The sequence below is a fragment of the Methanolobus vulcani genome, assembly GCF_006546655.1.
GTDB classification, from domain to species: domain Archaea; phylum Halobacteriota; class Methanosarcinia; order Methanosarcinales; family Methanosarcinaceae; genus Methanolobus; species Methanolobus vulcani_A.
Genome location: NZ_VIAQ01000015.1, coordinates 131,616 through 156,538 on the forward strand (window position 1 = coordinate 131,616; position 24,923 = coordinate 156,538).

Genomic DNA, 24,923 nt, shown 5'->3' on the forward strand with positions numbered 1-24,923 from the left:
TTGATTTTTTTATTTGGATGTATTATTCATTTGTACTGGCTTTATTATTAAATTATCGCACAAAATAATATGTTGCAAACATATCTTTTCGCATTCCAGATTGTACTTTCCTTAAATTAAAGGGACAGTTATATAATTACTAATATCCGAGTATTAATGTCAGAATAAATACCAACTAAATACTAAAATAAAATGGTTTTATTCAACAATACAAAAGGAGTGGGAATATATGTTATTTTTCGATATAAGCACATGGGACCCGCAGGATAATGAAAAGGTAATTGAACATTTCAAGAATCTCAGGCCGCCTGCAGGAATAACAATAATCAACCAGTGGGTAGACCTCAATGGAGGACGCTATTTCATACTTTACGAGGCTGAGAGCAACGAAGCATACGCAGAATTTAACATTCCATGGTCCGATGTCTGTCTGATTGACAGTGTTCCGGTAATGGAATCGACCGATTTTATCAAGCTGATGATCTCAAAGGGATTATAAATCTATTTTGACTTAATCATCAAGACTTTCCTTTATTCTTTTTTGTTTTCTGTCAGGCTTATCACTTTCTTACGATTTCCTATCTTTACTGTAAAATCGCCTTCCGGTAATGTGCAAGTATCATATTTCCGGTGAAATCTGCCTTCATTGTCAGCTTTGATGGTCTGCGTTGCCAGAAAGTCCAGTCTGACATCATTCTCACCTTCAACAGCATTTCCGCTAATGATGATTTCATAATCTCCTTGGGGAACGTTCTTTTCATAGAACTGTGCAATTCCATTCTCCGCATCAAAACTGCGTTTAAAGTCAACAAACATCCTCACAATGAAAGTAAGGTCATGGACTTTCTGTGCCATTACCTGGAAACTATTGCTTCCTCCCGGAATTCCCACTTTTTCAAACAAATGTTCGTATCTGTTATCTGTTACAGGGGCAATAATTGAAAACGAGACTGCCATTGTGATGTTTTCATTGGCTCCGGTTCTGCCCGTTATGTCCAGAATGTCACCCGTACATGGACTAAGTGGAAAAAAGCTCCACTCTTCCACAATTGCTTCGGGATTTCCTTCCCTGTGTTCAGTTGTTAAAGAATAAAGTGCCTTTGAAAAATTTAAAAAGAGGTTGTTATCTTTGCTGAAGGGCACTCCTCCTTTTCAGGCTTAAAGGTCTTCCTTATTGTCGGAGTCTACTAATTTGTCTATCTTGGCTTCAAGACTTGAAATTATATCTTTAAGTTCCCTGACTTCATCCTTTGTTGCAACATCTGCCTTGGTGATGGTATCCTGGACTTTTGATGAGATCTTCTTTTCAAGTTCTTCCTTCTGCTTCTTCTGTTCGTCCATTACTTCACGGACAAACTTCTTGCCTTCTTCCTTTTTGATCTCCCCATTTTCGACAAGATCATCAGTGATGTCCTGTATCTTTTCTTCAGTCAGTGCCCATAAGCCAATTCCAAAAAGACCAACTTTTTTCATGACTTCTGTGATGTCTGTAACGTCTTTCATTTTAAACCTCCAATGATTAATTAGCAGGTGTTAGAATAAAAATCTTGTTCTGGAAATATGACTACGTCTGGAACTAATATACCAGCAGCAAAAAAAGAGTTGCGGGCCCGAAGGCCAACGTGATTAATTCTCTACAAGTTCATGCAGGTCATGCTCGAGATACTTTGCATTGCTCATTTCAATGAGCTTCTGGCAAACATCTTCCGGGCTTCCATCCATTGTGATCTCTGCATCGTCTATAAGAATAGCCCTATGTGCCGCTTCCTTTACAAAATCGGTATGATGACTTACAAACACAATTGTAGTGCCGAATTTCCTGTTTATGTTCTTCAGGGAATTGGTCACATCCCTGAGTGTCACAGGGTCAAGGTCACCGAATGGTTCGTCAAGCATGAGTATTTCAGGACTTGTGACAAGTGCCAGTGCTATGTATGCCCTGACATGTTCTCCACCGCTTATCTGGTATGGTGTTTTGTCCAGGATTGACATTGGAAGGTCAAGTGTTTCAAAAACCTCGGCAGCTTGAGTGTCAACAGTGCCTTTGGTTATTGAAGGGAATAGTTTTGCATAAATGTCAATGGATAAACCAATCTCACGGAGAGCCTTGTCCTTTTCTTCCTCGGTAACTTCAGTTATCCTGTAAAGTGTATCGAGATTTTCATCAGAGATGCCAAGTTCAGCAGCTTTCTTCCTTGCATACTCCAGAGAACCTTCGCCTTTCAGACGGAGTCTGAATGCCAGTTGGTCTCTTATTGTAGAGTGTGGCGACAGGGTGAAATCCTGGTGCATAATGCTCATCTTACTGCGAAGATCCAGGCGTTGTATGGTAAAATCAATGATATTGAGCCACTTTCCGTCATGAAGGTATGTGATCTCTCCTTCTTTAGGGAATCTGAGACCTTCTATCATTTTAAGTAGTGTTGTCTTTCCGGAACCCGATGGTCCGATAAGGGCAGTTATCTCTCCTTTATTTATGTCAAGGGAAAGGTCTTCGAATTTCAGGACTTCTCCTACACGCAGCAGAGCAAAGCGGTTTGAAAGTCTTCTCACTTTTATGATAGGTTCCTTGCTGGTAATCTCTGCCAGAGGAGTCTGCTCTTTGATATCCTTTAGGAAATGTTTCAGCACATCTTTAGCTTCTCCAGTTTCGATAACTTTTCCTTCTTCAAGGTAAACAACCTTGTCTGCAAGGTAAAGGTGGATCTCCGGTAGGTGTGAAACAACAACAATCGGAATGTTAAGTTCTTTTCTGATGTCTTTTATTACATCAAGCATCTCCTGTTTTGTACCGGGATCGGTCATTGTTACCGGTTCGTCAAGGAGTAGAAGTTTTGGTTTTGCTGCAAGCTGGCGGGCAAGTATGAGTCTCTGTTTCTCGCCACCGCTTAACAGGTTTGAAGAGTGTTTTGCTTTGTGTTCAAGCCTGACAAGGCGCATGTAGTACATTGCCTCTTCGTACATCTCATCATAATGAAGTGCATCTGGCTCAGGTAATCCTTCGTGACCTTCTATAATGTAATTCAGCTTGCGAATGATATTTTCAATGGCAGGGCCGTTCCAGAGTCCGAAATTGCGCTGAAGGTGTATTGCACTGTTGTGGGTCAGGAATTTGATTTTTTCCCTTTCAGGATTTGGTTCTATCCTTTCTCCATTCAGCTCAAAGTAACCGGAATCAAAGTCCTCAATACCACGAAGAATCTTCAAAATAGTAGTTTTCCCACTGCCGCTCTTTCCGGTAATTCCTAATATTTCACCGTCTGCAACATCAAAACTTACATTATCAAGAACTCTTTTTTTGTCACCATTGAACTCGTATTCTTTAACGATATTCCGTACTTCAAGCATTGTCAAACCTCCATGGGTTATTTCGGTCTGAAGGCAAATAAAAGAAAAAGGTAATCCTTCAACTATTTCTTAATGGCTGAAACCAGCTCTTCTACCTTGGCAGTAACGTTAGAACTCTCTTCAAGGATAGTTCCTGTAACTATCATGTCCGCTCCGGCAAGAGCACACATCTTTGCAGTCTCTCCATCACGTATTCCTCCGCCAACTATCAGTTTGTTGTCTCCGAGGACGTGTTTGACCGCACCTATCATTTCCGGAGTGACCGGTGAATCTGCACCGGATCCTGCTTCAAGATAGGTATAGTGCATACCAAGATATTTTCCTGCAAGTGCGTATGCTACTGCAAGTTCTGGTTTGCGTTTTGGTATGAGCTTTGCATCACCTACCCAGCCAACAGTTCCTCCCGGCTCTACTATAATATATGCCATGGAGATGGGTTCAATTCCACTCTTGTAAACAACCGGAGCGCCCATTGCCTGATTGGTGGTGATGTAGTTAATATCACGGGAATTAAGTAAGCTCATAAAAAATATAGCATCGGCATGTTTGCTGACGCCTGATGCATTTCCCGGGAATAATATTGTGGGTTTGTCTGTTCTCTCTTTTATTTTTAGGAGCGTCTGGTCAAGGAGCACTCCTCCGGCTCCTGTGGAACCACCGACCATTATAGCATCTGTTCCCCCGAGCGTAGCAGCATGAGCTATTTCTGCTGCCTGATCCGGGGTTTGTGATGCCGGGTCGATAAGTGTCAAGTGAACTGTACCTTCGCTTTCAGCGATCTTATCAAGGTACTCTTCCACTTGCATGAGAACGATCAGCCGCCTCTTGATTCCTTGGACTTCATGCGTAGGCTTTTGCCGCCGCATTTTCTGCATCTTGTTGCACGTACTGCATTGCGTGCATTGCAGTCCATACAGATCTTCTTAATCAGTATTCTGTTTTCAGCTTCTGGAAATCTTGCCATTATTTTTCACCTGAATGATTATGATATGTAATTAGGATAATAGGCTGCTTACATGATGCTCAAAACATATAATTGTTTTGGCAAATTCCAAGCTCATTTCATGTCCTATTGATTAGTTCTGAGACTACTTTCTATGGTATAAATATTGCTGCTAATTTTCTCTTTTTCAGGACTAAGTATTTATAAAAATTCATCATTAATAATGAACGATGGATATGTCAAAAGAGGATCTGGAACAAAGAAAGAAGGAATGGTATGCAAGGATGAAGAATGAGGGTAAGCTCAACAGGGACCCAAAAGAGGATCATGACGCAAAACTGAAGACCCTGCAAAATCCTGTAAGAAGGAATATCATCACAAGCCTGAATAAAAAGAAGATGACATTTGACGAGCTAAAGACCGAATTCAACCTTGATGACATGCCGCTAAAACTGCATCTGGGGATGCTTGAGGATACTCTGTACATTGAAAAAGAAGATGAGCATACTTATGTTATCACACCACGTGGTGAGGAATATCTTGAGAGTGTAGAGCCAAAGGACGACCTGAAGGTAAGATGGCAGGAATGGCACGAGAAAGCAAAGAAAGAAGGAAAACTCAAGGAGAACCCTACTGAGGACCATAAGGCAGGCCTGAGAACTATGCAGAATCCCACTCGCAGACACATTGTTGAAAATCTGGGTGAAGGAAAAATGACCTATGACGAGATCAAGGAAAAGTTCGATCTTAATGATATGCAGGCCAGACTGAATCTCGATATGCTTGTGGATACTCTCTACATTGAAAAAGAGGACGACACAACTTACGTTCTGACACCACGCGGCGAGGCATTCCTTGTGAATGTTGATCCGAAGCACCTGTAATTATATTTTTCCGGGCGGGCTTGTATTTGTTGCCTGCCCGTAAATAGTTCGATATATGTAAGATACAGATATATTTGATCTATTCTTCATTGGTCCATATTCTACATTGCTCAATTTTGATCAATGGATCAAAACCTTGTTCTTTTCCCATATTGGAAAGCATTTCACAGGGAAATATTTCACATTCACCACAATGATTGAGTTCTTTTGCTTCACAACATGTTTTTACACCACATTCTCCTCCCCAGAATGTTTTTTCCATGTTTAAGCATCCAGTGCATGAAACCTGTTCTTTACGCTCACATGAATCACAAAGTACTCCGCATCTAGATTCAAACATAACATTCCTCATTTTTGCCGATAATTTCTTTCTGAAAGGTAGCAATCATATTTTCTAAGCTTCAGGATATTGACAATTCTAAAACTACTTATTGTTCACCCAATTAATTATTTTTTCTAAAAAGATAGATACATAGCAATACAACAGCAACTGCCGTTGCTCCCGCAAATCCCTGGATTGTCATCTGTTCAGCTTCGGAAGATTGTAGGTAACTGCTGTTTGAATCTTCTTCATCGAGCTTGACATCTTTTGTTATACTGTAAAGTTCAAGCATCAACTGAGAATCCTCTGTTGTTGTAGTATTGGGATATCTTTCCCAGACGCCCCGGATTTTATTTTTGTATTCCTCCTTCATCTCTTCTGAAATATTGGAATTATCAATGTATCTTATAACTTCAACCTGACCTTCGGGAACGTATGCGACAAAAGCAAACAGGCCATATGGAAGGTTAACCACTTCCACCAAAGATTTCTGTATTTCCAGATATTCCTCAGTACCGCACACTACTAACAAATAGTTCATGAGTTCGGACTCGGACTGCACTTCCACTGGTTGCATTGCTTCCAGTTCCTCCGGACTATATATGCTGAAAGCTTCCTCTTCAATCATAGGTCCAATTTCAGCCATAAATGGATAATCATATACAGTAATATTGAATGGGTATCTATCCCATACATCCTGTAGCCCGCTCTTATATCTTTCCTTTTCTTCTTCAGAGACACTAAAATTGTCGATATATCCCATATAAACAGTTTGACTTTCAGGTCTAGTAGCGGCAAAGGCAAGCGCCCGATATGGCATTCTCTTGACAACATCCGGTAGGGAAGCCTGTAATGCCAAATAATCTTCAACTTCCTGCATTCCTTCTTCACCTAATTCGGCTTCAAATTCTTCAAGCTTTAATTGAGCAGCATCCTTTTCTTCCTCTTCAGTCGAGGACATTGCAGGTTGTATCAGGCACAGACACAATACCATAGCAACAATGTATAACATTAACAATCTGATTTTCATTCCTTTACAAATCCGGCGGTGTTCTTGTTTTTGCATTTCAGTTATCTATTCTGACTTGCAGATTATTCAGTTTCATTCTGATACTGAATTTTTCTATTTTATACAAATAATCACATATAGTCCATTAAAAAATTTATGGCCATAATCTCCAACTAAAAAAATAGACAGATAGTTAACAAATGCTAAAATGGGAATCAAAAAAAGAAAATAAATGAGGTACATGACCTCACTAAAATCACTCATTCAGTTTTGCAAGCACTTTCTCTCTTGCTTCACGGGCATCGGCACGTCCCTTTGTCTTCTGCATGACCTTGCCCACGATGAAGTTAAGGGATTTTTCCTTTCCTCCAAGGTAGTCCGCCACTGCGTCAGGGTTCTCGGCAATTGCTTCTTCAACTGCTGTTGCAACGATGTCATCTTCCACCTTGAGAAGACCTTTCTTTTCAACAATGTCCTGTGGTTTGCCACCGTCATCAAGAACTGTACGTATGATCTCAACACCACTCTGTTCAGTGATTTTGTTACCTGTTACAAGCTCAACAACTGCAACGATGTCCTCTACTGTGAATGCATCGATACTGAGTTCACGGTAGTTTAGTTCACCTTTTAGGATGTCAGAAACCCATACGGCTGCGTCCTTCGGGTCAACCTTTGCCGCAACTTCTTCGAAGAAGTTAGCCACTTTTATCTCGGTGGTGAGTGCTCTTGCATGTGTTTCGCCAAGACCGTACTGCTCCATGAAACGCTCTCTCTTTGCGTCAGGAAGTTCCGGCAGAGTCTCGCGTATTCCCGGCACCCAGTCAGCAACTCTAAGAGGAACGAGGTCAGGTTCGGGGAAGTAACGGTAATCATGTTCTTCCTCCTTGGTACGCATGGAAATAGTTACTCCCCTTGCTTCATCGAAGTGCCTTGTCTCCATGACGATTTCTCCGCCACGTCTGATGTGGTTCTTCTGCCTCATAATCTCATAGACAAGAGCTCTCTCAAGACCCTTGAATGAAGAGATGTTCTTAACTTCAACACGGTCTCCCCAGAATACGGAAACGTTTGCGTCCGCCTTCATTGCACCTTCGAGGTCACCATCGAACACACCAAGATAGTCAAGTATGCTCTTGAGTTTCTCAAGATAACGTCTTGCTTCCTTTGGGCTTCTCATGTCAGGCTCACTGACGATTTCGATAAGTGTCATGCCTGAACGGTTGTAGTTGATAAGTGTACCCTTGGACCTGTCAATGGTTCCCATATGCTGCAATCTTGCAGGATCTTCTTCAATGTGGGCACGGGTGATACCAACTACGTGTTCCCCGTCCTCGCCTTCAATAATTATTTTCCCATTGGCTGCGATCGGGAAATCGTACTGTGTAGTCTGGAAGTTCTTTGGAAGGTCAGGGTAGTAGTAATTCTTCCTGTGGAACTGGGTCTGCTCCACAATACTACAGTTAAGTGCAAGACCGACCTTTATGGCAAATTCCACTGCCTTCTCGTTAAGAACCGGCAGCGAACCTGGAAGTCCGAGACATACAGGACATACGTGTGTGTTTGGTTCGGAGTCATGGTACTCTGTGGAACAACCACAGAACAACTTTGTCTTGAGCTTGTTCAGCTGGACGTGAACCTCAAGTCCAATTCTTATTCCGTCAGGGTTCTCGTAAACCATTATGCCACCTCCGGAGGTCTTCTGGTGTGATGATCGGTATTCTGTTCGAAGCTGTAAGCAGCCCTGATGATGGTGTTCTCATCGAAGTGCTTACCGATTATCTGGAGTCCCACAGGCATTCCATCTGATAATCCACATGGAACTGAGATGGATGGCACACCTGCGAGGTTGATCGGTACTGTGTTGACATCAGCAAGGTAAAGTGAAAGCGGGTCATCTATCTTCTCACCGATCTTGAATGCCGGTGCTGGCATTGTTGGTGCCATGAGCACATCAACGTTTGCAAGAGCCCTATCGAAGTCCTGCTTCACAAGTGTCCTTACCTGAAGTGCTTTGAGATAGTACTTATCATGATAACCTGCTGAAAGTGCATAGGTTCCGAGAAGTATCCTGCGTTTTACTTCAGGGCCAAAGCCTTCTGCACGGGTCTTTGATGCCATTACGTGCCAGTTGTCACCATCTGCACGGTATCCGTATCTTGTTCCGTCAAAACGTGCAAGATTTGATGAGGCTTCACTCATGGCTATAATATAATATGATGCAAGGGCATATTTTGTGTGTGGCATGGATACCTTCTCGTAGGTAGCTCCCATATCCTCGAATTTTGATATTGAGTCCCACACTGCCTTTTCGACATTCTCATCGATGCCCTCTCCGAAGTATTCTTCGGGAACACCGATCTTCATGCCTTTTACATCGTCCTTCAGGGCATCGCTGTAAGTGTTCTCCCTGTTGATGGATGTGCTGTCCCTGCTATCGTAACCTGCTACAACATCCATGATGGTTGCAATGTCTGCTACGTTTGTTGCAAGGGGACCTATCTGCTCCAGTGAGTTTGCGTATGAGATGAGTCCGTACCTTGAAATGCATCCGTAGGTTGGTTTTATTCCGACTACTCCACAGTATGCTGCAGGACACCTGACTGATCCTCCTGTGTCAGAACCAAGTGATACTGGTGCTTCGCCTGCTGCAACAACTGCTGCACTGCCACCTGATGACCCTCCGGGTACCCTGTCCATGTCCCATGGGTTGAATGTTGGTCCGTAGTAGCTTGATTCAGTGGACGTTCCCATGGCAAATTCGTCCATGTTCGTCTTTCCAAGAATTACTGCACCTGCTGCCTTCAATTTCTCAATGACATGTGCATCGTATGGTGGCACATATCCCTGAAGTATCTTTGATGAGCAGGTTGTGGAGAGTCCCTTTGTGGAAATGTTCTCCTTGATTGCGATTGGCACACCTGCAAGAGGGCCTTCATGACCGTTTGAGTCTATCTCACGGGCTGCGTTGATAGCCTCGTCAGAGACGGTGGTGAATCCGTTTATCTTGCTTTTGCCAATGGTTTCAATGTAAGAGGCAGTGACCTCTTCGGCTGAAGAGTCTGCAATTTTCTGTCTGATGCCTGAAATGTCTGTCCATGCTGCCATTTGTCCACCTCACATAATCTTTGGAGCTTTGAAGTTTCCTTCCTGCTTGTGTTCGGTGTTTGCAAGCACATCTTCCTGTGGCATCGATTCTGTGACTTCATCTTTCCTGAACACGTTCACAATGTCCGCTACATGGTATGTTGGCTTTACGCCTTCGGTGTCGACCTCATCGAGCTGCCCGAAATAGTCCAGTACGGAGTTAAGCTTCTCTGCATATGCATCAGATTCTTTTGCATCGATCTCGATACGTGCGAGCCAGCCTACGTGTTCTACCTCTTCTTTAGTGATCATCGTAAGTTCCTCTAGTTGAAATGGGATATAGTTATAATATGTAATAATTTAAGTCTTAGAAAAGCAGGCGATTATATTAAAAATGTTGGTTAAGGACGGAATCAATGTAGTTTTTATTTTAATAATAACAAATTGCTGTTATTAATCAACTATATATTTTGTTAGTAATGTCCTACTAACAGATATCATGTCTGCAAAAGATGTCTATGGAAAAATAGGGTATTTCATAGAGAAATGGCCCAAAGGAATAATTCTCGTAGCTATTCTCTTGATTATCATTGCAATTCAGGGTGCAGGCTTGATAGAGCAGAAAAGCGGAATAGACACCTTCGTATCAAAGGATTCGGATATCTACCTGAACTATGATCATCTTTACAAACAGAATTTTGGTAATGACCTTGTGCTGGTGCTCGTAGATTCCGATGACGCAACGGATTCTGAGGTTCTGGAAACCATCGATGATTTTGACGGGATCATAGGGACAGATAAGAACGTTGAAACCGTGATGAGTATGGCATCCCTTGTAAAGGATGCAGCGTATTCTGTAACCGGTCGAAATGAGATACCAAACGATGATACTATACAGGCAATAATTGCCCAGCTTCCATCTGCCTACGTTGACCAGTTCCTGCCCGACAGCACGCATACTATTATTATGGTCCAGATGACCAGCGGCATTGATGAAGATAACAAGAAAAGAGTTCTTAATCAGGTCAACAGGGCACTCGATACAGTAGATTTCCCTGCAGGCACAACAGCAGTTGCCACAGGTGATCCTGCATTTTTGATAGCGATGTCTGAGGAAATGAGCTCAAGTCTTCAGAGCATGCTCCTGCTTGCTTTCATATTGATGATCCTGGCTCTGCTGGTAGTCTTCCATCATGTAAGATGGTGTCTTCTGCCATTGCCGGTAGTTCTTGTAGGCCTTGTATGGACATTCGGAGCAATGGGCTATATGGATATACCCATGACAATGGCAACCATGGCAGTCTTCCCAATCCTGATAGGACTAGGAGCGGACTATGCTATCCAGTTCCACAATCGTCTTGAAGAAGAACTGGCAAAAGGCGAGTGCGTAGAAGAGGCCGTCATTGATACAATAAAGCACACAGGTCCGGCAGTAGGCACAGCAGTGGTAGCTACTTCTCTTGGATTTGTCGCCCTCTTTATTTCCAGCGTACCAATGATACAGGATTTTGGAAAAATAAGCCTGATAGGAGTAATACTCTGTTATATTGCTTCCATGTTCATTCTTGTATCAATACTATATCTGCTGGACAGGCGGGATGAGAAAAAGGCATGTAATTCCTCTGGTCGGAATGTTCCGGCAAAAAAACAGGTCAATACAAATGATACGGCAATCGGAAGAGTTCTCAGAAAAGTATCGATGTTCTCGGCAAAGCGGCCTATAATCGTAATTTCCCTGGCGCTCATACTTGCAGTTTCAGGCCTTTATGCCGATGAGAAAGTCGGTGTGCAGACAGATACAAAGGACTTTGTTCCCCAGGACATGCTTGCTCTGCAGAATCTTGAAAAACTGACCCGTGTCATGGGCGGTATTGACCAGATCAATATCATTGTCAAGGCCGATGACATAAAGGACCCTGATGTCCTGCAATGGATGGTTGATTTCTCGCAGCGGGAGGTAGATGACAACAGTCATATTACGGATTCAGGCAGCATTGCTTCGCTGATATATTCCTCATACGGTTCCATACCCACTGACGAAGATACTGTAGACTATATTATTGACAGCATGTCTTCGACAGTCACTGGCCAGTACATCGAAGGCGGGAACATGGGAGTCATCAATCTTGATCTTGATAAGGACCTCTCTTCCGAACAGATATCCAATACCATCGATCAGGTAGAAAGCGATCTGCAATGGTATAATCCACCGGCAGGGGTCTCGGTAACAGTTACCGGTTCAAAAGTTACCACCACGTCGATCATAGATGCTCTCACATCCGGAAGAACTCAGATGGGTTATCTTGGAATGGCCATCATCTTCCTCGGTATGCTGGTGATCTACAAGGACTGGTTGAAGGCGCTGGCCACCATATTACCAATTGTTATGGTCACCGGATGGATTGGAGGTGTGATGTACCTGCTCGATATGTCATATAATCCGCTGACAGCCACACTTGGTGCTCTTGCGATTGGTATTGGTGCAGAGTTCACGATACTTATGCTTGAGCGTTACTTCGAGGAACGTGAAAATGGACTGGAACCCTATGATGCTCTGGAAAAGGCCGCCTCTTCCATAGGACCTGCTATTATTGCTTCAGGTTCCACTGTGATATTCGGCTTCTCAGCCCTGATAATATCCTCATTCCCTATGATAAGTGCCTTTGGAAAAGTAACGGTAATAGCCGTGGCTTTTTCGCTGGTAAGTACTGTCTTTGTCCTGCCGCCTATCATGGTAAACCTTGATCTCTGGAGGTCAGGACGCAAAACAAGTGAAAAACATATTGAATCTAACAAGGTGAGTATATGATATCCCTCAAAAATGCAAGGATGCTGATGGCAGCTATCCTGCTGCTCAGTAGTGTACAGTTTGCTTCGGCAACTATAGATGACAGCGTTGTTTCAGAGATCGCAGATGATTATTACGATGTTTACGGCTCTCCTCATCTGGTAGCAAACCTCGCATGTGATGATACATTTGATAGGGGAGACGATGCTATCCTGTATGTGAACCTCATGAATGATGGTCAGCTCACAGGTTACGAAGCAAATGACGATAATATCGATGATGATCTCGATGAATATGGGGAAACCATGACCCGGTCATTCATGTCAAGTGAACTTGCATCTGACAGGGCGATCACAACGGCTGATTCGATAACTGCAACACTTTCACTTGTAGATACTGATGCTCCTATAGACATTCAGCTTGATACTGAGCTTCTGGGGTCTATTAGTTCCGGCAGGTCACTTTCATCACCAGCAGAATTTCCTATCGAAATATATGATGATGCAGAGGCAGGCACCTACAGGCTGAAGCTCTTTGTGACCTACAGGTATCAGAGAGACTCTGCTGTCACTCCTCCGTATGGTGATGTGTATTACTGGTATGAGGATATGAACCAGACAATGTACATCGATGTTGTTGTAGAGGATGAACCTTATTTTAAGGTGATAAAGACTGAATCTGATATTCAGCAGGGTGACAAGGAAACCGTCAATATTACATATGCAAACACAGGCGATAACGTTGCATACGACTGTATTGCAAGGATAAGCGTCGTTGATCCTTTCACGACCACAGACGATGAAGCATATCTTGGTGATATGTATCCGGGTGATTCAAAGACAGCAACCTTTGAGGTGAATGTGGCAGATGATGCAACGGTGAAATCCTATGCAATCAACACTGAAGTGAAATATACTGATGAACATGATGACAGTCAGTATTCTGATGACCTGAAGGCTCCGGTGGATGTAGGATCATCACAGTCCGGTCTGGATGGAAATATCATGATAGGTGCTGTTGTTCTTGTTGGTATTATTGGAACGCCTTTGTACATGCGGTCCAGGAATAAAAGAAAAGAAGAATAATAATGAACAGGGATAAAGTATGACCATAGGGAAATAACAAATAAAGGAACTACGGTAAGTAATTATGATGGACAAACTGATAGAAGCACTTCAGCAACTGGGGCTAACATCTTATGAAGCAAAGGTCCTGATTGCACTTACCCAGTATGGAAGTGGCACGGCTGCGGATATCCATGCCCTTTCAGGTATTCCGCGCTCCGCAGTTTATGGTGTGATTACAAAACTCGATGACAAGGGACTGATCGAGACTCAGAATACCAAACCCATGCGCTATAAGGCACTGCCACCGGAAGTACTGATTAACAGGTTGAAGGCGGACTATGAGAAAGCTATTGAATTCTCTGGTGACCAGCTTGAGAACATATACCATGCGAAGGATGGCGATAAGGAAGAAGGCTCGGTCTGGAATATAAGCGGTGTGAAAAATGTCAATGATAAGATAAACCTGATGCTGGAATCTGCCGGAGAAGAGATTGTATTTGCTTCTTCATATTCTTCTTTATATGAAGTGACAAAAGTCTATCCAATAATGGACAGCATAAAAGATACAGTCCAGAAAAAGATCCGTGAAGGTGTGCAGGTAAAAATCACCGGGCGTGACAAGGAACATGTGGGGGAGTTTGTCAAGGAATTTCCAGGAGCTCAGGTCAGGGTCTACGGCAAAGTAAAAAAATCCAGTCCGCTTAAAGGCGGAATATTGCTTGTGGACAATAGGGAAATTCTCGTCATTACTATAAAAAATGATGTTGTCCCCATTAGTCTCAATGCCACATGGTATGGCGGACAGGAGCATGTGGAGATATTCAGGCATTTTGTAGATACTGAATGGGAATCATCTACTCCGATATCTGTATGACTAATTGCTTTTTAACTTGTGTGCAATATACTGTATTTATGATATTGTGATTATCGTAGTTATTAATAGGTAATAGGGAAGTCCGGGAGTATGGCCAACTACAAAAATCTATGGTTAGATGTTGAGGGAAAAGATATTCCGGCAACAATCCAACTTGATCCGGTCATCTTCAGGTATACACATCCTGATGCTCATATTCTTGATGTTGCATGCGCCACAGGAAATGTAAGTATAAAACTGGCTTCACATGGATTTTTGGTCACAAGCATCGACATTAATCGCGATGCTCTGGAAATGACTGCAAAAGCTGCCACAGAAAATGAAATCCAGATGGCTCCTGCATTTGCAAGAGCCACAGCCGTTGCTCTTCCTTTTGCAGAAGAATGTTTTGATGTTGTTATTATGCAGGCTTTTCTCACGGTTGTTGGTTCAAAGGAAGACCGCTCCAGAATTGTGCGTGAAGCCTGCCGTGTCCTTAAACCGGATGGTCATCTCTACATTGCAGATTTCGGACAGACGTGGCATTCGCAAATTTATCGTAAACGTTACCTCAGGGACTTGCCTGTGACAAAAGAAGAGGGTTCATTTTTAGCTTATGATGAGAAGACCGGTGAGGTTGCTTATACTGCTCACCATTTTACTGAGAAGGAACTTGTTTTTTTGTTAATTGAGAATGGTTTTGAGGTTGAGTTTTTCAAAAGGGACACTTTTATGACAAGGACCGGGAATCGGGTAAATGGGTTTGTTGTGGTGGGGAAAAAGAGTTGATCTTTTTCTTCATATATTTTGGTATGAATTTGAATCTGTAATTCTCTCACAAAATTGATAGCCTGCAACCATGGAAGGCATGCACAATCGCATAAACCATTAAAATGAGGAATTCTACAGAACTGAAAAAAGAGAAAGAAGATGAAAAAATTAATAATAACTGTGAGGAATAGAATACCAATTATCAGGTGCATCTCCTGTACCTGAACTTATATCAATGATGTATTTATTGTTATAATAATACCAGAGTTCTACCACAGAGTAGTTTTCATCCCGGAAGTAATCGAAGTCAATATCTTCGTAATTGTCAGGATAGACCACTTCCTCAAGGTCATCGTCATAGTACGGACCTACTGTGGCATCCACAGGGAACCATTCCCCATCCTCGTAGACTTCGACCCATGCATGTCCACCATTAATGTTACTGCTAGTTACCTGACCCATAACAACCCTTAAGGTATCTTCATCATATTCACCGGAGCCCATCAGTAACGATGCAAGAGTATTAGCCTGTTCGGCACAATCACTCACGATCTCACCTGACACAGGGTTTGAATCGAAGTCCGGAGTATCCTGCAGAAACTCCGTAGGAGTGAGCCATCCATCCGGCTGGTTGTTCAGGGTAGCATCAGATACCCATATCCATGAAACTGCAGTCTTATATATCTCATCTGCGTCATCAAAGTCTTCATCCCTAAGATAGTCCTGCACAGCATCAGCGTATGGTGTTACATATTCCTGAACCCGTAAATCACCTGTCGTTTCAGGAGGATTGGCCTGAATAAAATCTTTGAGTTCTTTTTTGTCAGCCGCTTCCTGCTGTATCCATGGAACTGGATCCATAAGGATATTTTCAGAAAGAGTGTTTGAAGGAACAGCATTTATTGTATCTTCTGATCTCATATTGTCTGAAACATTTTCTTCAAGAGATACAGAAGAAAAAGATGTAGTTGAATCATCGTCTTCATCAGATGCAGCATACACCGAAAACATCAGTATTGCTACCAGGAAAATAAGAAGTATCGATTTTTTCATAGTATTTAGCCCTATTTGACTACATGAATTCTGTTTGGTATGTTAACTATAACTCCCTTCCTTTTATATAATTTTAGTTATCACTACAATAAATTAGTTATTTATAACAAAAATTAGTCGTGTAAAGTGTTTTGCAGCTTTACGTGGAACAAAACAATTACTTTGTGGCATTCGCAAATCTATCGTGAACGTTACCTCAGGGATTTGCCAGTGACAAAGGAAGAGGGTTCATTTTTAGCCAATGATGAGATAACCGGTGAATTTGCTTATACTGCTCATTATTTTACTGAGAAAGAACTTATTTTTTTGTTGATTGAGAATGGGTTTGAGGTAGAGTTTTTTAAGAGGGATACGTTTGTGACGAGGACAGGGAATCAGGTTAATGGGTTTCAGTAACTTTCATTGATACAGTTGGAACATTGGCCATAATTATTATGTACATTTGATAAATTGTATAATGTAAACAGTCTGATAAAGAATCCGATTCTTTCTTTTTCTTTTCAGTACTTGCAGCAACATTGTCATTGAGGATCAACGATGGACCGGAAGTTCAAATTCAGCCTTATAATCCTGTTATTTATGGTATCGTTCATATGTGCAGCCGGAACATCGGCTGCACTAAAGGAACAAACAGAAAACTCTCTTGAAGTTTCAGATGTAATTTCAATATCCAACGTAACAGATTCTTATTTTGAGGAACTTGCCAGAGATGAAAATGTAACTTATACGGATCGAACCCTGCTTGGTTGCTGGAGTCCTGATGGCAGCAAGGTTCTGGTACTAACAAGATACGCTCCGTTAGGTGAGCCCGAACTGGATGCATTCTATCTTGTAAATGCAGATGGTACTGAGCCCAAAGAGATTATAGCAACCAGAAATAACACCATGGATAGGTCACTGGAATTAGTAGCAGATGAATATTTTAAAATAGCCCGGTGGAACTCTGCCGGTGACAGTTTCGCATTTAATGCAAATGTTGTTCGTGTGAACAATACTTTTGTCGTCATAAATGGTGAGACTTTTGTGGGGGCAGCAGGCATGGGAATTGTCTGTATTGCAGACGTTGATGGTGATGTCGTAAGATCTGTAGGTACGGGTTTGTCCGGGGTGGATTCCATAAGGGTAAATTCTACAGACATAGGTCGTGTACATGGGTTGGAATGGGAACCTGATGGGACAGATGCAGCTGTGATAATCGATGGCCAATTGCATGTGACTGATCAGTACGTTTCCTTTTTGAACCAGCTAACCAACAGTTCCATTGAAGAAAGTATAGATGAATGTATGTGGAATCATCAAGGTAACAGAATAGCCTTCGCTGGAGAAGACCTATGGATTATCGACAAACATGATGGAAGCAGCCTTAAGAAACTTGCTTCGAATGCGGATAGACTTATTGGCTGGAGTCTGGATGATAGTATGATCTATTATTCGAGCTTTGATGATGGAATCTCTTCACAATATGTCGTGCGACTGAATGACAGTAAAATAACAAAGATGAGCACTGGGAGCTTAGATGATTCTCTCATCATTGGTCCGGATGGACGGATATTGTTCACGACCACATTTGCCAGCGGTAAATATTCCACTAATTCATGCCTTTATGTTGCTGATGCAGACGGTAATAACCAGAAACTGCTTGAGGAAAAAGAATACCGATATCCTGCTTATCTGGCAGGGGTTTCCTGGAGTCCGAAAGGGGATAAAATAACAGTCTCAGACGGTATCATAAATGCAGATGGTTCCGCAAAGGTGGATATTCCTTTGCGGCAGTCATTCTCATGGCATCCTTCCGGTGATTATATTGCATTTGAAACAGGTGATTCTGTAGGTAAGATATATACCACCAGAGTATGTATTGCAAATTCTGATGGCAGCGGAATAACCCAGATATCTCCTGATGACGATTGTTCGTATTCTTTTGATGGCTGGAGCCCTGACGGAAGCAGGATGCTGATCACGCGATATGATCTTAATTTTACAAAGCAGGAATTGCTTGTCGTCAGCTTTGAGGGTTTTGAGGAACGATCATTGAATACCATCTCTCCAGAAGCTCCATCAGAAGAATGGAATATATCTTTAGGAGTGGCTAATGCTGACGTTTTAAGAAGTGTGGAACAAACATCAGATGGTGGGTATATAGTTGCAGGTACATCAAAATCTCTTGCAGAGGGTTCCAAAGATGTATGGTTGGTTAAGCTCGATAAAGAAGGGAACATTGAGTGGAACAATACTTATGGAGATAAGTATGCAGAGTGGGGCTTTGTGGCAAAGCAAACGTCAGATGAAGGATATGCATTATCAGGTTATTCATTTCCCAATGGGTTTGGTCAACCCTATCTTTTAAAAGTCGACAAAGATGGAAATGAAGAATGGAGCAAAATTGATGATGAAATCAGCCATGATGATTATCTAGAGTATGTAGCTGAGCGTACCAGTGATGGAGGTTACATTATTGCTGATATCATAGAGTATGAAAAACCAGATCCTAATGGTTTAGACCTTTTAGTTGACATGGATATCAATCTTACAAAATATGACAGGGATGGGGTCAGGGAATGGAATACTACATTTGGCCAGGAAATATATTCAGAGCTTATAGAAGTGGATTTACATCCTGTAAGACAAACTAGTGATGACGGATACATAATTGCCGGAACAATGGTAGTGAATAAAACAAACAATTATGATATCTGGCTGATCAAGACTGATGAATCTGGTAATGAACAATGGAACAAAACCTATGGTGGACCAATGGATGATTCGGCATTCTGTGTATCATTAACTTCTGATAATGGTTATGTTATTGCAGGAATGTATAACGATTCATGGGGATTTAGTGTGGAAGGTTCTGCTTTCATACTTAAAACAGATGCCGATGGAAACAAGGAATGGATTAAAGAGTTCTCTAATTGTACACTCTCTTCCGTTGAACAGACATCAGACAATGGTTATGTTGCTGCTGGTATTAAGGATGGTAGGTCATGGGTAGTTAAGCTGGAAGGGGATAAAGCTGTAAGCGATGATTCAAATGTTTTGCATAAGCTGTTGAACTATATCTACAGTTTTTTTTAAATTGGACTGGAAGAGAAAAGTAAATGAATATTGCAGGTTCATATCTATCACAAAAAGAGCCGGTTATGTATCTGCATATCCGCTTTTCATCAGGAGCTGATACTCATTACTCACATAATTGTTGATCAGGATCTTTGCACAGGCTGCGGTATTTGTGCAAAGATATGTATGCTAGGTATTATCGAATTAGATGAAAAGTCAAATCTTCCACAGGTGCAGGAAGCAAACATACTTCGCTGCATTAAATGTGGACACTGCGAGGCTTTCTGTCCGTCTCAGGCGCTGCTTCTGAACATGCGCCCGGATGAGAAAATTATCCTGCCTGCCGGTGCTGGTGATATCTCTACAGAGAATATAGGTTTTTATCTTAAGAAACGCAGGTCTGTTCGGCATTTTACAGAAGATCCTGTTCCACGGGAAAAAATACTTGAAATCCTTGACATTGCCCGCTACGCTGCATCAGGAACCAATGGTCAGCCGGTTCAGTGGCTCGTTGTTCACGACCCGGAAAGAGTCAGGAAGATTGCCGGACTCACAATCGAATGGATGGAAAGCCTTGTGAATACCTCTCATCCTATGAGTGCCTACGTACCTGCATTTATTTCAGCATGGGAACATGGCCACGATGTCATCTGCCGGGATGCTCCGCATCTGCTCTTTGCACACATTCCTGAAGAAAATCCGATTGCACCTGTCGATGCCATAATCGCGTTAACCCATTTCGATATCACAGCTCCTGCATTTGGAGTAGGTACCTGCTGGGCTGGCTTTGTTGCAGCGGCTGCAACAGATTACAAACCTCTACAGGAAGAACTTGGCCTGCCGGAAGGAAGAAAAAGCGCTTACGCAATATTATTCGGAAATCCCCAGTATAAGATATATGGCATTCCACGCAGGAAGCCACTTGAAGTTATGTGGCAATAATGCAATTTCAAAACTTAGTTGAATGCCCTTAGAAAAGAACTTTTAATTGAACAAGTAAAACAGCATTTCATCAAAAAAGTAAGCAAATCCTGCAATTGTCTTGCAGGAACATTTCATTTATGCAAATGGGTGTGCTGCACTGTCCTTTTTAGCAAGTGCTTCATCAACGGTAGGAATTCCGTCAACTGCACGTTTGATTGCAAGTTTCGTTGCTTCGTAGTTGAACTCGTAGATCTTATCCTTGTCTTTAGCATCCCACTCGATGAATACTGAAACAATGATAAGAAGGTCTTCAGCCTCATCTTTTGGAATAACTCCTTCTTCCACACTGTCCATTACAGCTTTTGCAATGGATGCCTGAGCAGGTCCGAACATCAGGGATGCCTGTGCCACATTCTTTATTGTTACCTTGTTTACAAGGAGTGTTGCTGGTTTTGGTGTAACATTCGGTTCAAGTACAGCAAGTAAAGGAGAATGTCCCTGTCTTGGCATTGCAAGTGAATTCATGAATGCGTTCTCAACAGCACTTCCTTTTCTTCCTATCACAAGGTCTATGTGAGCAACTTCCGGTCCTTCGCCAACCAAGGCTTCGCCTACCAGACTATTTATTATCTTTGTCATATTATCTCCTCAATCAGGACTCCTGAGAAATGCATTGTATGATTTGTCATACATAAGTCATTTCTACCGACCCTTATTTTCACTTAATACCTACTATGAGAACATGTAAATACTTATTCTAACCATTTGGTAACCTGGTGAGAAATCATGGGAGACCTGGAACGCAGTCCTATAGACATGGCAATAAAACTAATAAGCAAGAAATGGACGCTCAACATCATCAGGGATATGTTCTGTGGAAAAAAGCAATTCAATGAATTCTTAAAAAGTAATCCAAAGCTTAGCAGCAAGGTGCTGTCTACTAAATTGCGTCAACTGGAGCAGGACGGGTTGATAGAAAAGGTCATCGTATCCAAGACACCGGTTACCATAGAATATCACCTGACCGATAAAGGAAAAAACCTGAATAAAGTGCTCTATGAACTCTCTGGTTTTGCATACAGGGAGTGTGCTGATGAGTTAACTCCTGAATGTACGGAGCACAGCTATGAACTAACTAAAGAGCTGTTGAATATAGAGGATTGAAAATACTCATTTCTGGTATACTTCACTTTTTTCCGTGGAAAGCGTGATGATGCGGACTTACTCCGTATTCCCTGTTATTTTTCCCCACGCCCTTAAAGAACATATAATTGAACGTCCCCTCCTCCGTCGCCGTTCTATGTAGATCCTCAATTCTCCTGGCTTTTCTAAACCCTGCGCCTTTGTCTCATCTAAATGCAACGTTTCATAAGGTCGTTTCAGTCAAAATTAATCATTCGTTTCATCCAATTAACTTTTGACAAATATGAGGCGATATTATGAAATTATCCAATACAAACGCAAAATCATCAAAAAAAATATTTCCCGGTAATTATGACCGGAAAAAGTCTGCTTCAATTTCTGCATGTATTTTAAGATTCAGGATTCCAGTATTTGTCCTGATTATTCTGGCCTGTCTCTCTCTTCAGCCAGCAGTTGCAAGTAGTAATACGGAACATTTAAATGCAACTATTGTAGCAGACCTTCAACAGACAGCAGGTGAAGACCTGCTCAGTCTTGTGGATACTGATGTTTATGAAGGCTATGACGAAAACACGACTCCTTATTTTAATGTAATCTGGAGTCCGGATGGTGATCAGATGTTAATTCAGACATCTGTTTTTCTTCACATAATAGGGGGAGGGGATTTTGGCAGTGCCAGGGTATATGCACTTTATATTGCAGATGCAGACGGTTCTAATTTAAAACGTGTTTCATGGGGAGAATCAAAATCCAGTGAAGGTAAGGTAATTAGATCACCTGTATGGAGTTACTCTGGTGATTATTTTGCATATGTTGAGGAATCAACAGGGGGAATGTATCGGGTAACATCTTCCCGGCTTGTAATAATGTCAAATGATCTTCAGCCAGTTCATAAAATCGATCAGGACATAGATGTAAATGGAGCATTATCTGAGATGCCTGTTAATTTTAAATGGTCATCGGTGGAAGACAAAATTATCACTTTTACCCCGGGAAACTTAGTTGTTTACGATCTGGAAGAGAATACTAATTTCAGTTTAGGCATAGGTGATAATTATTTCGAAATTAGCGATGTTGCATTATCAGGTGACGGGAGCAAACTAGTATTCTCGATGTTGGAAGAGAATTATACCAAATTCCATGAAGAAATGTTTCTTGTAGACATTGAAAACAGAGTTATTAACCAGATCTATTCCGTAGAGGATGCACATTTTTATTCTGTAAAATGGAGTCCCGATAGTAAAAAGCTGGTATTCATTCAAAATAGTCATTCAGAAGAAGATGGCACCCTTTGTAATGGTGTGTACCTCAAAGATTTGGATGCAGAAACACCTGTTAAAATACCTGTATTAGATTATGGAAGTATTGAGGAGTGGTACCCGGACAGTGAAAGACTTTTAGCTATGAAGAGCTCTGTTGACTCATATGAATTATTTTCACTTTCAATAAATGGAGATATAGATAATTTGTTCACAGGCGATTCTAGCCTTGATGCAGTGGTTAGTGAAAATGGTTGTGTCCTTGCTATCTGTCGAAACTTAGATCCGGATGTGCCATCATACCCCAGAATGTATAATCTTACTTTGCTCAGCGGGCAGAATCAGATGACAATAGATAATGTGTCATATTACAGTCTGGAAGGTAACAATCTTATTTTCGTTTCAGATGCAAAGATTTCATATCTCAATACCGCTACGAATGAAACGTGGTCAATTCCATCACCAATAGAGTATCCTGAAACAATTGGTCTGAATCCTTCAGGACATTCAATAGCTGTTGATAGTTACATCCTGGAACTTCAGGGTTTTGAAGATCAGGCAGCCACATCAACAGGAAACAACACTTACAGTTCAGTTCCCGATGAAGTGGAGGTTACTAATGAAAGGAATAAACAGTCAGAAACGGGAAATGATAACATTGCTTCTTCTTTCAATGAGAGAATTGGTACTTTTTGGAAGTGGTTACAGGGAAATTAGGGGCGATTAACTAACGTCCTTCTCTTCCAATCAAATGCACTGTCACTGCGTAAACAATCACATTGAACACAACAATTTCAAATATTTCCATTCAGTACGGCTGCCAAGGCTACAATTACAAAGACAGCAAAAGTAACTATCATTGCTATGATAAGCTTTTTTTCATCCACATCACTCAAGTTCCGGGCATTTGGGTTTGCAATGAAAAATATCCATACGGGAAAGCTTATTGATATGCCCCAGAACAAGTATTTTACTTCGTGATAATTTACTATTCTCATGGCTGTAGCAGCAATAAGTGCAATAAAAATCCATCCCGAAGCAATAAAACAGGTTATTACTTTTTTTTTACTGATAGAAGGGGCCCATGATAATCTGTTTTCACTCATGCCTTAATATTTTGCATAGACATTATAAAAAGTTATTGCAAAATCTTAAAAATAATATGGAGAAATATTATATATTCTGCCGGCGGTTGATAGAATACATCTGTATCTTCTTCATCTTTGCGAGGTTCATGGCATTTTTCATCTCCTTTTCCTCAAGCAGACGGGCATCAATATAACCATTGTCCACTGCCTCGTTGAAAATCTCATATCCAATGCTGGAACGTGCAAGAACTGTAGTCCAACCCTGAGGGGTACCCACACCTCCAAATGAGATATCTGAATTCTCAGCCGCCATGTCGGTGCAGTATTTGCATGAACTGCTCCTGTACTGGTCAAACTCATCAAGCGGGAAAACCCTGAGTTCATCCTGTGTCTGGAACTCGAATTTGCCCTTGCGGATTTTCATCGATTCAATATCTGCAAGCTTCATATCCCTGTTCTCAATGAACTCTTTGATACCTTCGTAGTAGAAAGTATCCATGCAGAATAGGCCCATTTTCAGGATATTTGCTCTCATGAAATGGTGCAGGAAACCCTGCGGACTTTTCTGCATCTTGGTGACCGCATCGATATTACAGCTTGGTCCGACAAAAGCAATGCTTCTCATGCCCTCTTTTACCGCGTCCATCAAAGCCTTCAGGGTCATGCTATGGCTGTAAATGCTGCCGGAACCTTCAAGGATGTCCTCATAGGTCTTTGCAACAATAGGAACAGGTTTCCAGGGCTCTTCTTCTGATTTGGTGGTTACAATAGCGCAGTCAATGAGTCCTGCATCCAGTGCATATCCAAGCATGGCAGTCACAACGCCGCCATCCTGGCCGTTAATCTCAGGCAGAGCTGACTTTGCACAGTAAGCGTTACGCAGCTTACCAACCAGCCCGTTTTCAGTAGTAATGGTTCTTGGACACTGGTTGTAACAAACACCACATGCTGTACACTTGTCTACAAGAGTGGGTGTTTCATCCTTAATAACAATAGAATCACAGGAAGCAGCGCAGGCTCCGCAAAGAGTACAGATTCCAGGCTTGATAATATCTTTCCTGAGCTTTCCAAAAGAGATCTTTTCCTGTTCAGCTATGGACTTCTTCAGGCGTACGACTCTCTTTTGAACAATATCAAATTTATCTTTACATTCAGGCGAGCAGAAACTATATTTTTTTCCTGCATAATTTGCAGAATATGAGTTATCTTCCTGCACCTTATTTTTACATATAGGATCGATAGGCATCGTAATCTCCCAGGATCGCGGATGTCCTTAGTATAATGTGTACATTGTTCTTATTGTATAAAACTAAATTTGAATTTAATAATC

Annotated in this window: 25 protein-coding genes; 11 read left to right on the top strand and 14 right to left on the bottom strand. The window is 41.7% G+C overall.

Features of this window, described 5'->3' with window-relative positions:
- The first annotated feature begins 229 nt into the window (after positions 1–229).
- Positions 230–499, top strand: a complete 270-nt coding sequence (locus FKV42_RS08010; RefSeq protein WP_154809712.1) for a DUF3303 domain-containing protein — start codon at positions 230–232, stop codon at positions 497–499.
- A gap of 32 nt (positions 500–531) precedes the next feature.
- On the opposite strand, the gene FKV42_RS08015 is transcribed toward FKV42_RS08010, so the two are convergent.
- From FKV42_RS08015 to FKV42_RS08035, 5 genes are all read right to left on the bottom strand, one after another.
- Entirely contained in the window at positions 532–1,143 is a 612-nt protein-coding gene (locus tag FKV42_RS08015; RefSeq protein ID WP_154809713.1) for a hypothetical protein, read from the bottom strand.
- Between the two features lie 15 nt (positions 1,144–1,158).
- Positions 1,159–1,503, bottom strand: a complete 345-nt coding sequence (locus tag FKV42_RS08020) for a phasin family protein (protein ID WP_154809714.1) — start codon at positions 1,501–1,503, stop codon at positions 1,159–1,161.
- Between the two features lie 123 nt (positions 1,504–1,626).
- Positions 1,627–3,348, bottom strand: a complete 1,722-nt coding sequence (locus FKV42_RS08025) for an ABC transporter ATP-binding protein (RefSeq protein ID WP_154809715.1) — start codon at positions 3,346–3,348, stop codon at positions 1,627–1,629.
- Between the two features lie 62 nt (positions 3,349–3,410).
- Entirely contained in the window at positions 3,411–4,154 is a 744-nt protein-coding gene (locus FKV42_RS08030) for a phosphoglycerol geranylgeranyltransferase (protein ID WP_154809716.1), read from the bottom strand.
- 8 nt (positions 4,155–4,162) lie between these two features.
- Positions 4,163–4,312 (bottom strand): 50S ribosomal protein L40e, encoded by a 150-nt coding sequence (locus tag FKV42_RS08035; protein ID WP_154809717.1) that lies wholly within the window; start codon positions 4,310–4,312, stop codon positions 4,163–4,165.
- Positions 4,313–4,521: 209 nt separating this feature from the next.
- Between FKV42_RS08035 and FKV42_RS14130 the strand changes: the two genes are divergently transcribed.
- Positions 4,522–5,175: a winged helix-turn-helix domain-containing protein gene (locus FKV42_RS14130; protein WP_230375558.1), complete on the top strand. Its 654-nt coding sequence runs from the start codon at positions 4,522–4,524 to the stop codon at positions 5,173–5,175.
- Positions 5,176–5,254: 79 nt separating this feature from the next.
- Here the strand turns inward: FKV42_RS14130 and FKV42_RS08045 are convergent, their stop codons facing one another.
- From FKV42_RS08045 to gatC, 5 genes are all read right to left on the bottom strand, one after another.
- The gene (locus FKV42_RS08045) at positions 5,255–5,515 is read right to left on the bottom strand and encodes a DUF3795 domain-containing protein (RefSeq protein WP_154809718.1); all 261 of its coding nucleotides are present in this window, start codon (positions 5,513–5,515) and stop codon (positions 5,255–5,257) included.
- Positions 5,516–5,618: 103 nt separating this feature from the next.
- Positions 5,619–6,509 carry a hypothetical protein gene (locus FKV42_RS14015; protein WP_196214089.1) on the bottom strand — a complete coding sequence of 297 codons (891 nt, stop codon included), beginning with the start codon at positions 6,507–6,509 and terminating at the stop codon, positions 5,619–5,621.
- 253 nt (positions 6,510–6,762) lie between these two features.
- Entirely contained in the window at positions 6,763–8,184 is a 1,422-nt protein-coding gene (gene gatB, locus FKV42_RS08055) for an Asp-tRNA(Asn)/Glu-tRNA(Gln) amidotransferase subunit GatB (protein ID WP_154809719.1), read from the bottom strand.
- Positions 8,184–9,611: an Asp-tRNA(Asn)/Glu-tRNA(Gln) amidotransferase subunit GatA gene (gene gatA / locus FKV42_RS08060; protein WP_154809720.1), complete on the bottom strand. Its 1,428-nt coding sequence runs from the start codon at positions 9,609–9,611 to the stop codon at positions 8,184–8,186. The genes gatB and gatA overlap by 1 nt, the downstream gene beginning before the upstream one ends.
- A gap of 9 nt (positions 9,612–9,620) precedes the next feature.
- Positions 9,621–9,902, bottom strand: a complete 282-nt coding sequence (gatC, locus tag FKV42_RS08065; RefSeq protein WP_154809721.1) for an Asp-tRNA(Asn)/Glu-tRNA(Gln) amidotransferase subunit GatC — start codon at positions 9,900–9,902, stop codon at positions 9,621–9,623.
- A gap of 187 nt (positions 9,903–10,089) precedes the next feature.
- Here gatC and FKV42_RS08070 point away from each other — a divergent pair, with 187 nt between their 5' ends.
- The 4 genes from FKV42_RS08070 to FKV42_RS08085 all read left to right on the top strand — a co-directional run bounded on the left by FKV42_RS08070 (position 10,090) and on the right by FKV42_RS08085 (position 15,087).
- Complete coding sequence (locus FKV42_RS08070; protein WP_154809722.1) at positions 10,090–12,399, top strand: efflux RND transporter permease subunit; 2,310 nt, start codon at positions 10,090–10,092, stop codon at positions 12,397–12,399.
- Positions 12,396–13,463: a COG1361 S-layer family protein gene (locus FKV42_RS08075; RefSeq protein WP_154809723.1), complete on the top strand. Its 1,068-nt coding sequence runs from the start codon at positions 12,396–12,398 to the stop codon at positions 13,461–13,463. The genes FKV42_RS08070 and FKV42_RS08075 overlap by 4 nt, the downstream gene beginning before the upstream one ends.
- 64 nt (positions 13,464–13,527) lie before the next feature.
- The gene (locus tag FKV42_RS08080) at positions 13,528–14,319 is read left to right on the top strand and encodes a TrmB family transcriptional regulator (protein ID WP_230375559.1); all 792 of its coding nucleotides are present in this window, start codon (positions 13,528–13,530) and stop codon (positions 14,317–14,319) included.
- A 90-nt stretch (positions 14,320–14,409) separates the two neighbouring features.
- Positions 14,410–15,087, top strand: a complete 678-nt coding sequence (locus FKV42_RS08085) for a class I SAM-dependent methyltransferase (RefSeq protein ID WP_154809724.1) — start codon at positions 14,410–14,412, stop codon at positions 15,085–15,087.
- Positions 15,088–15,237: 150 nt separating this feature from the next.
- Here the strand turns inward: FKV42_RS08085 and FKV42_RS08090 are convergent, their stop codons facing one another.
- A complete protein-coding gene (locus tag FKV42_RS08090; RefSeq protein ID WP_154809725.1) occupies positions 15,238–16,122 on the bottom strand; it encodes a transglutaminase-like domain-containing protein in 885 nt (294 codons plus the stop codon).
- Positions 16,123–16,332: 210 nt separating this feature from the next.
- On the opposite strand from FKV42_RS08090, the gene FKV42_RS08095 reads away from it, so the two are divergent.
- The 3 genes from FKV42_RS08095 (at position 16,333) to FKV42_RS08105 (ending at position 20,121) form a co-directional block, all read left to right on the top strand.
- Positions 16,333–16,518, top strand: a complete 186-nt coding sequence (locus FKV42_RS08095; protein ID WP_196214090.1) for a hypothetical protein — start codon at positions 16,333–16,335, stop codon at positions 16,516–16,518.
- Positions 16,519–16,659: 141 nt separating this feature from the next.
- Positions 16,660–19,197: a TolB family protein gene (locus FKV42_RS08100; RefSeq protein ID WP_154809726.1), complete on the top strand. Its 2,538-nt coding sequence runs from the start codon at positions 16,660–16,662 to the stop codon at positions 19,195–19,197.
- Between the two features lie 114 nt (positions 19,198–19,311).
- Positions 19,312–20,121, top strand: coding sequence for a nitroreductase family protein (locus FKV42_RS08105; RefSeq protein WP_268865980.1), 810 nt, complete (start codon positions 19,312–19,314; stop codon positions 20,119–20,121).
- Positions 20,122–20,238: 117 nt separating this feature from the next.
- On the opposite strand, the gene fae is transcribed toward FKV42_RS08105, so the two are convergent.
- Positions 20,239–20,742 carry a formaldehyde-activating enzyme gene (gene fae / locus FKV42_RS08110; protein ID WP_154809727.1) on the bottom strand — a complete coding sequence of 168 codons (504 nt, stop codon included), beginning with the start codon at positions 20,740–20,742 and terminating at the stop codon, positions 20,239–20,241.
- 147 nt (positions 20,743–20,889) lie between these two features.
- Here fae and FKV42_RS08115 point away from each other — a divergent pair, with 147 nt between their 5' ends.
- Both FKV42_RS08115 and FKV42_RS08120 read left to right on the top strand, forming a co-directional pair.
- Positions 20,890–21,267, top strand: a complete 378-nt coding sequence (locus FKV42_RS08115) for a winged helix-turn-helix transcriptional regulator (RefSeq protein ID WP_154809728.1) — start codon at positions 20,890–20,892, stop codon at positions 21,265–21,267.
- Between the two features lie 275 nt (positions 21,268–21,542).
- Complete coding sequence (locus FKV42_RS08120; protein WP_154809729.1) at positions 21,543–23,222, top strand: TolB-like translocation protein; 1,680 nt, start codon at positions 21,543–21,545, stop codon at positions 23,220–23,222.
- A gap of 77 nt (positions 23,223–23,299) precedes the next feature.
- Here FKV42_RS08120 and FKV42_RS08125 read toward each other — a convergent pair whose 3' ends face one another.
- Together FKV42_RS08125 and FKV42_RS08130 are read right to left on the bottom strand one after the other, a co-directional pair.
- Positions 23,300–23,611, bottom strand: a complete 312-nt coding sequence (locus FKV42_RS08125) for a hypothetical protein (RefSeq protein ID WP_154809730.1) — start codon at positions 23,609–23,611, stop codon at positions 23,300–23,302.
- A gap of 67 nt (positions 23,612–23,678) precedes the next feature.
- Complete coding sequence (locus tag FKV42_RS08130; protein WP_154809731.1) at positions 23,679–24,839, bottom strand: Coenzyme F420 hydrogenase/dehydrogenase, beta subunit C-terminal domain; 1,161 nt, start codon at positions 24,837–24,839, stop codon at positions 23,679–23,681.
- Between the last annotated feature and the right edge of the window lie 84 nt (positions 24,840–24,923).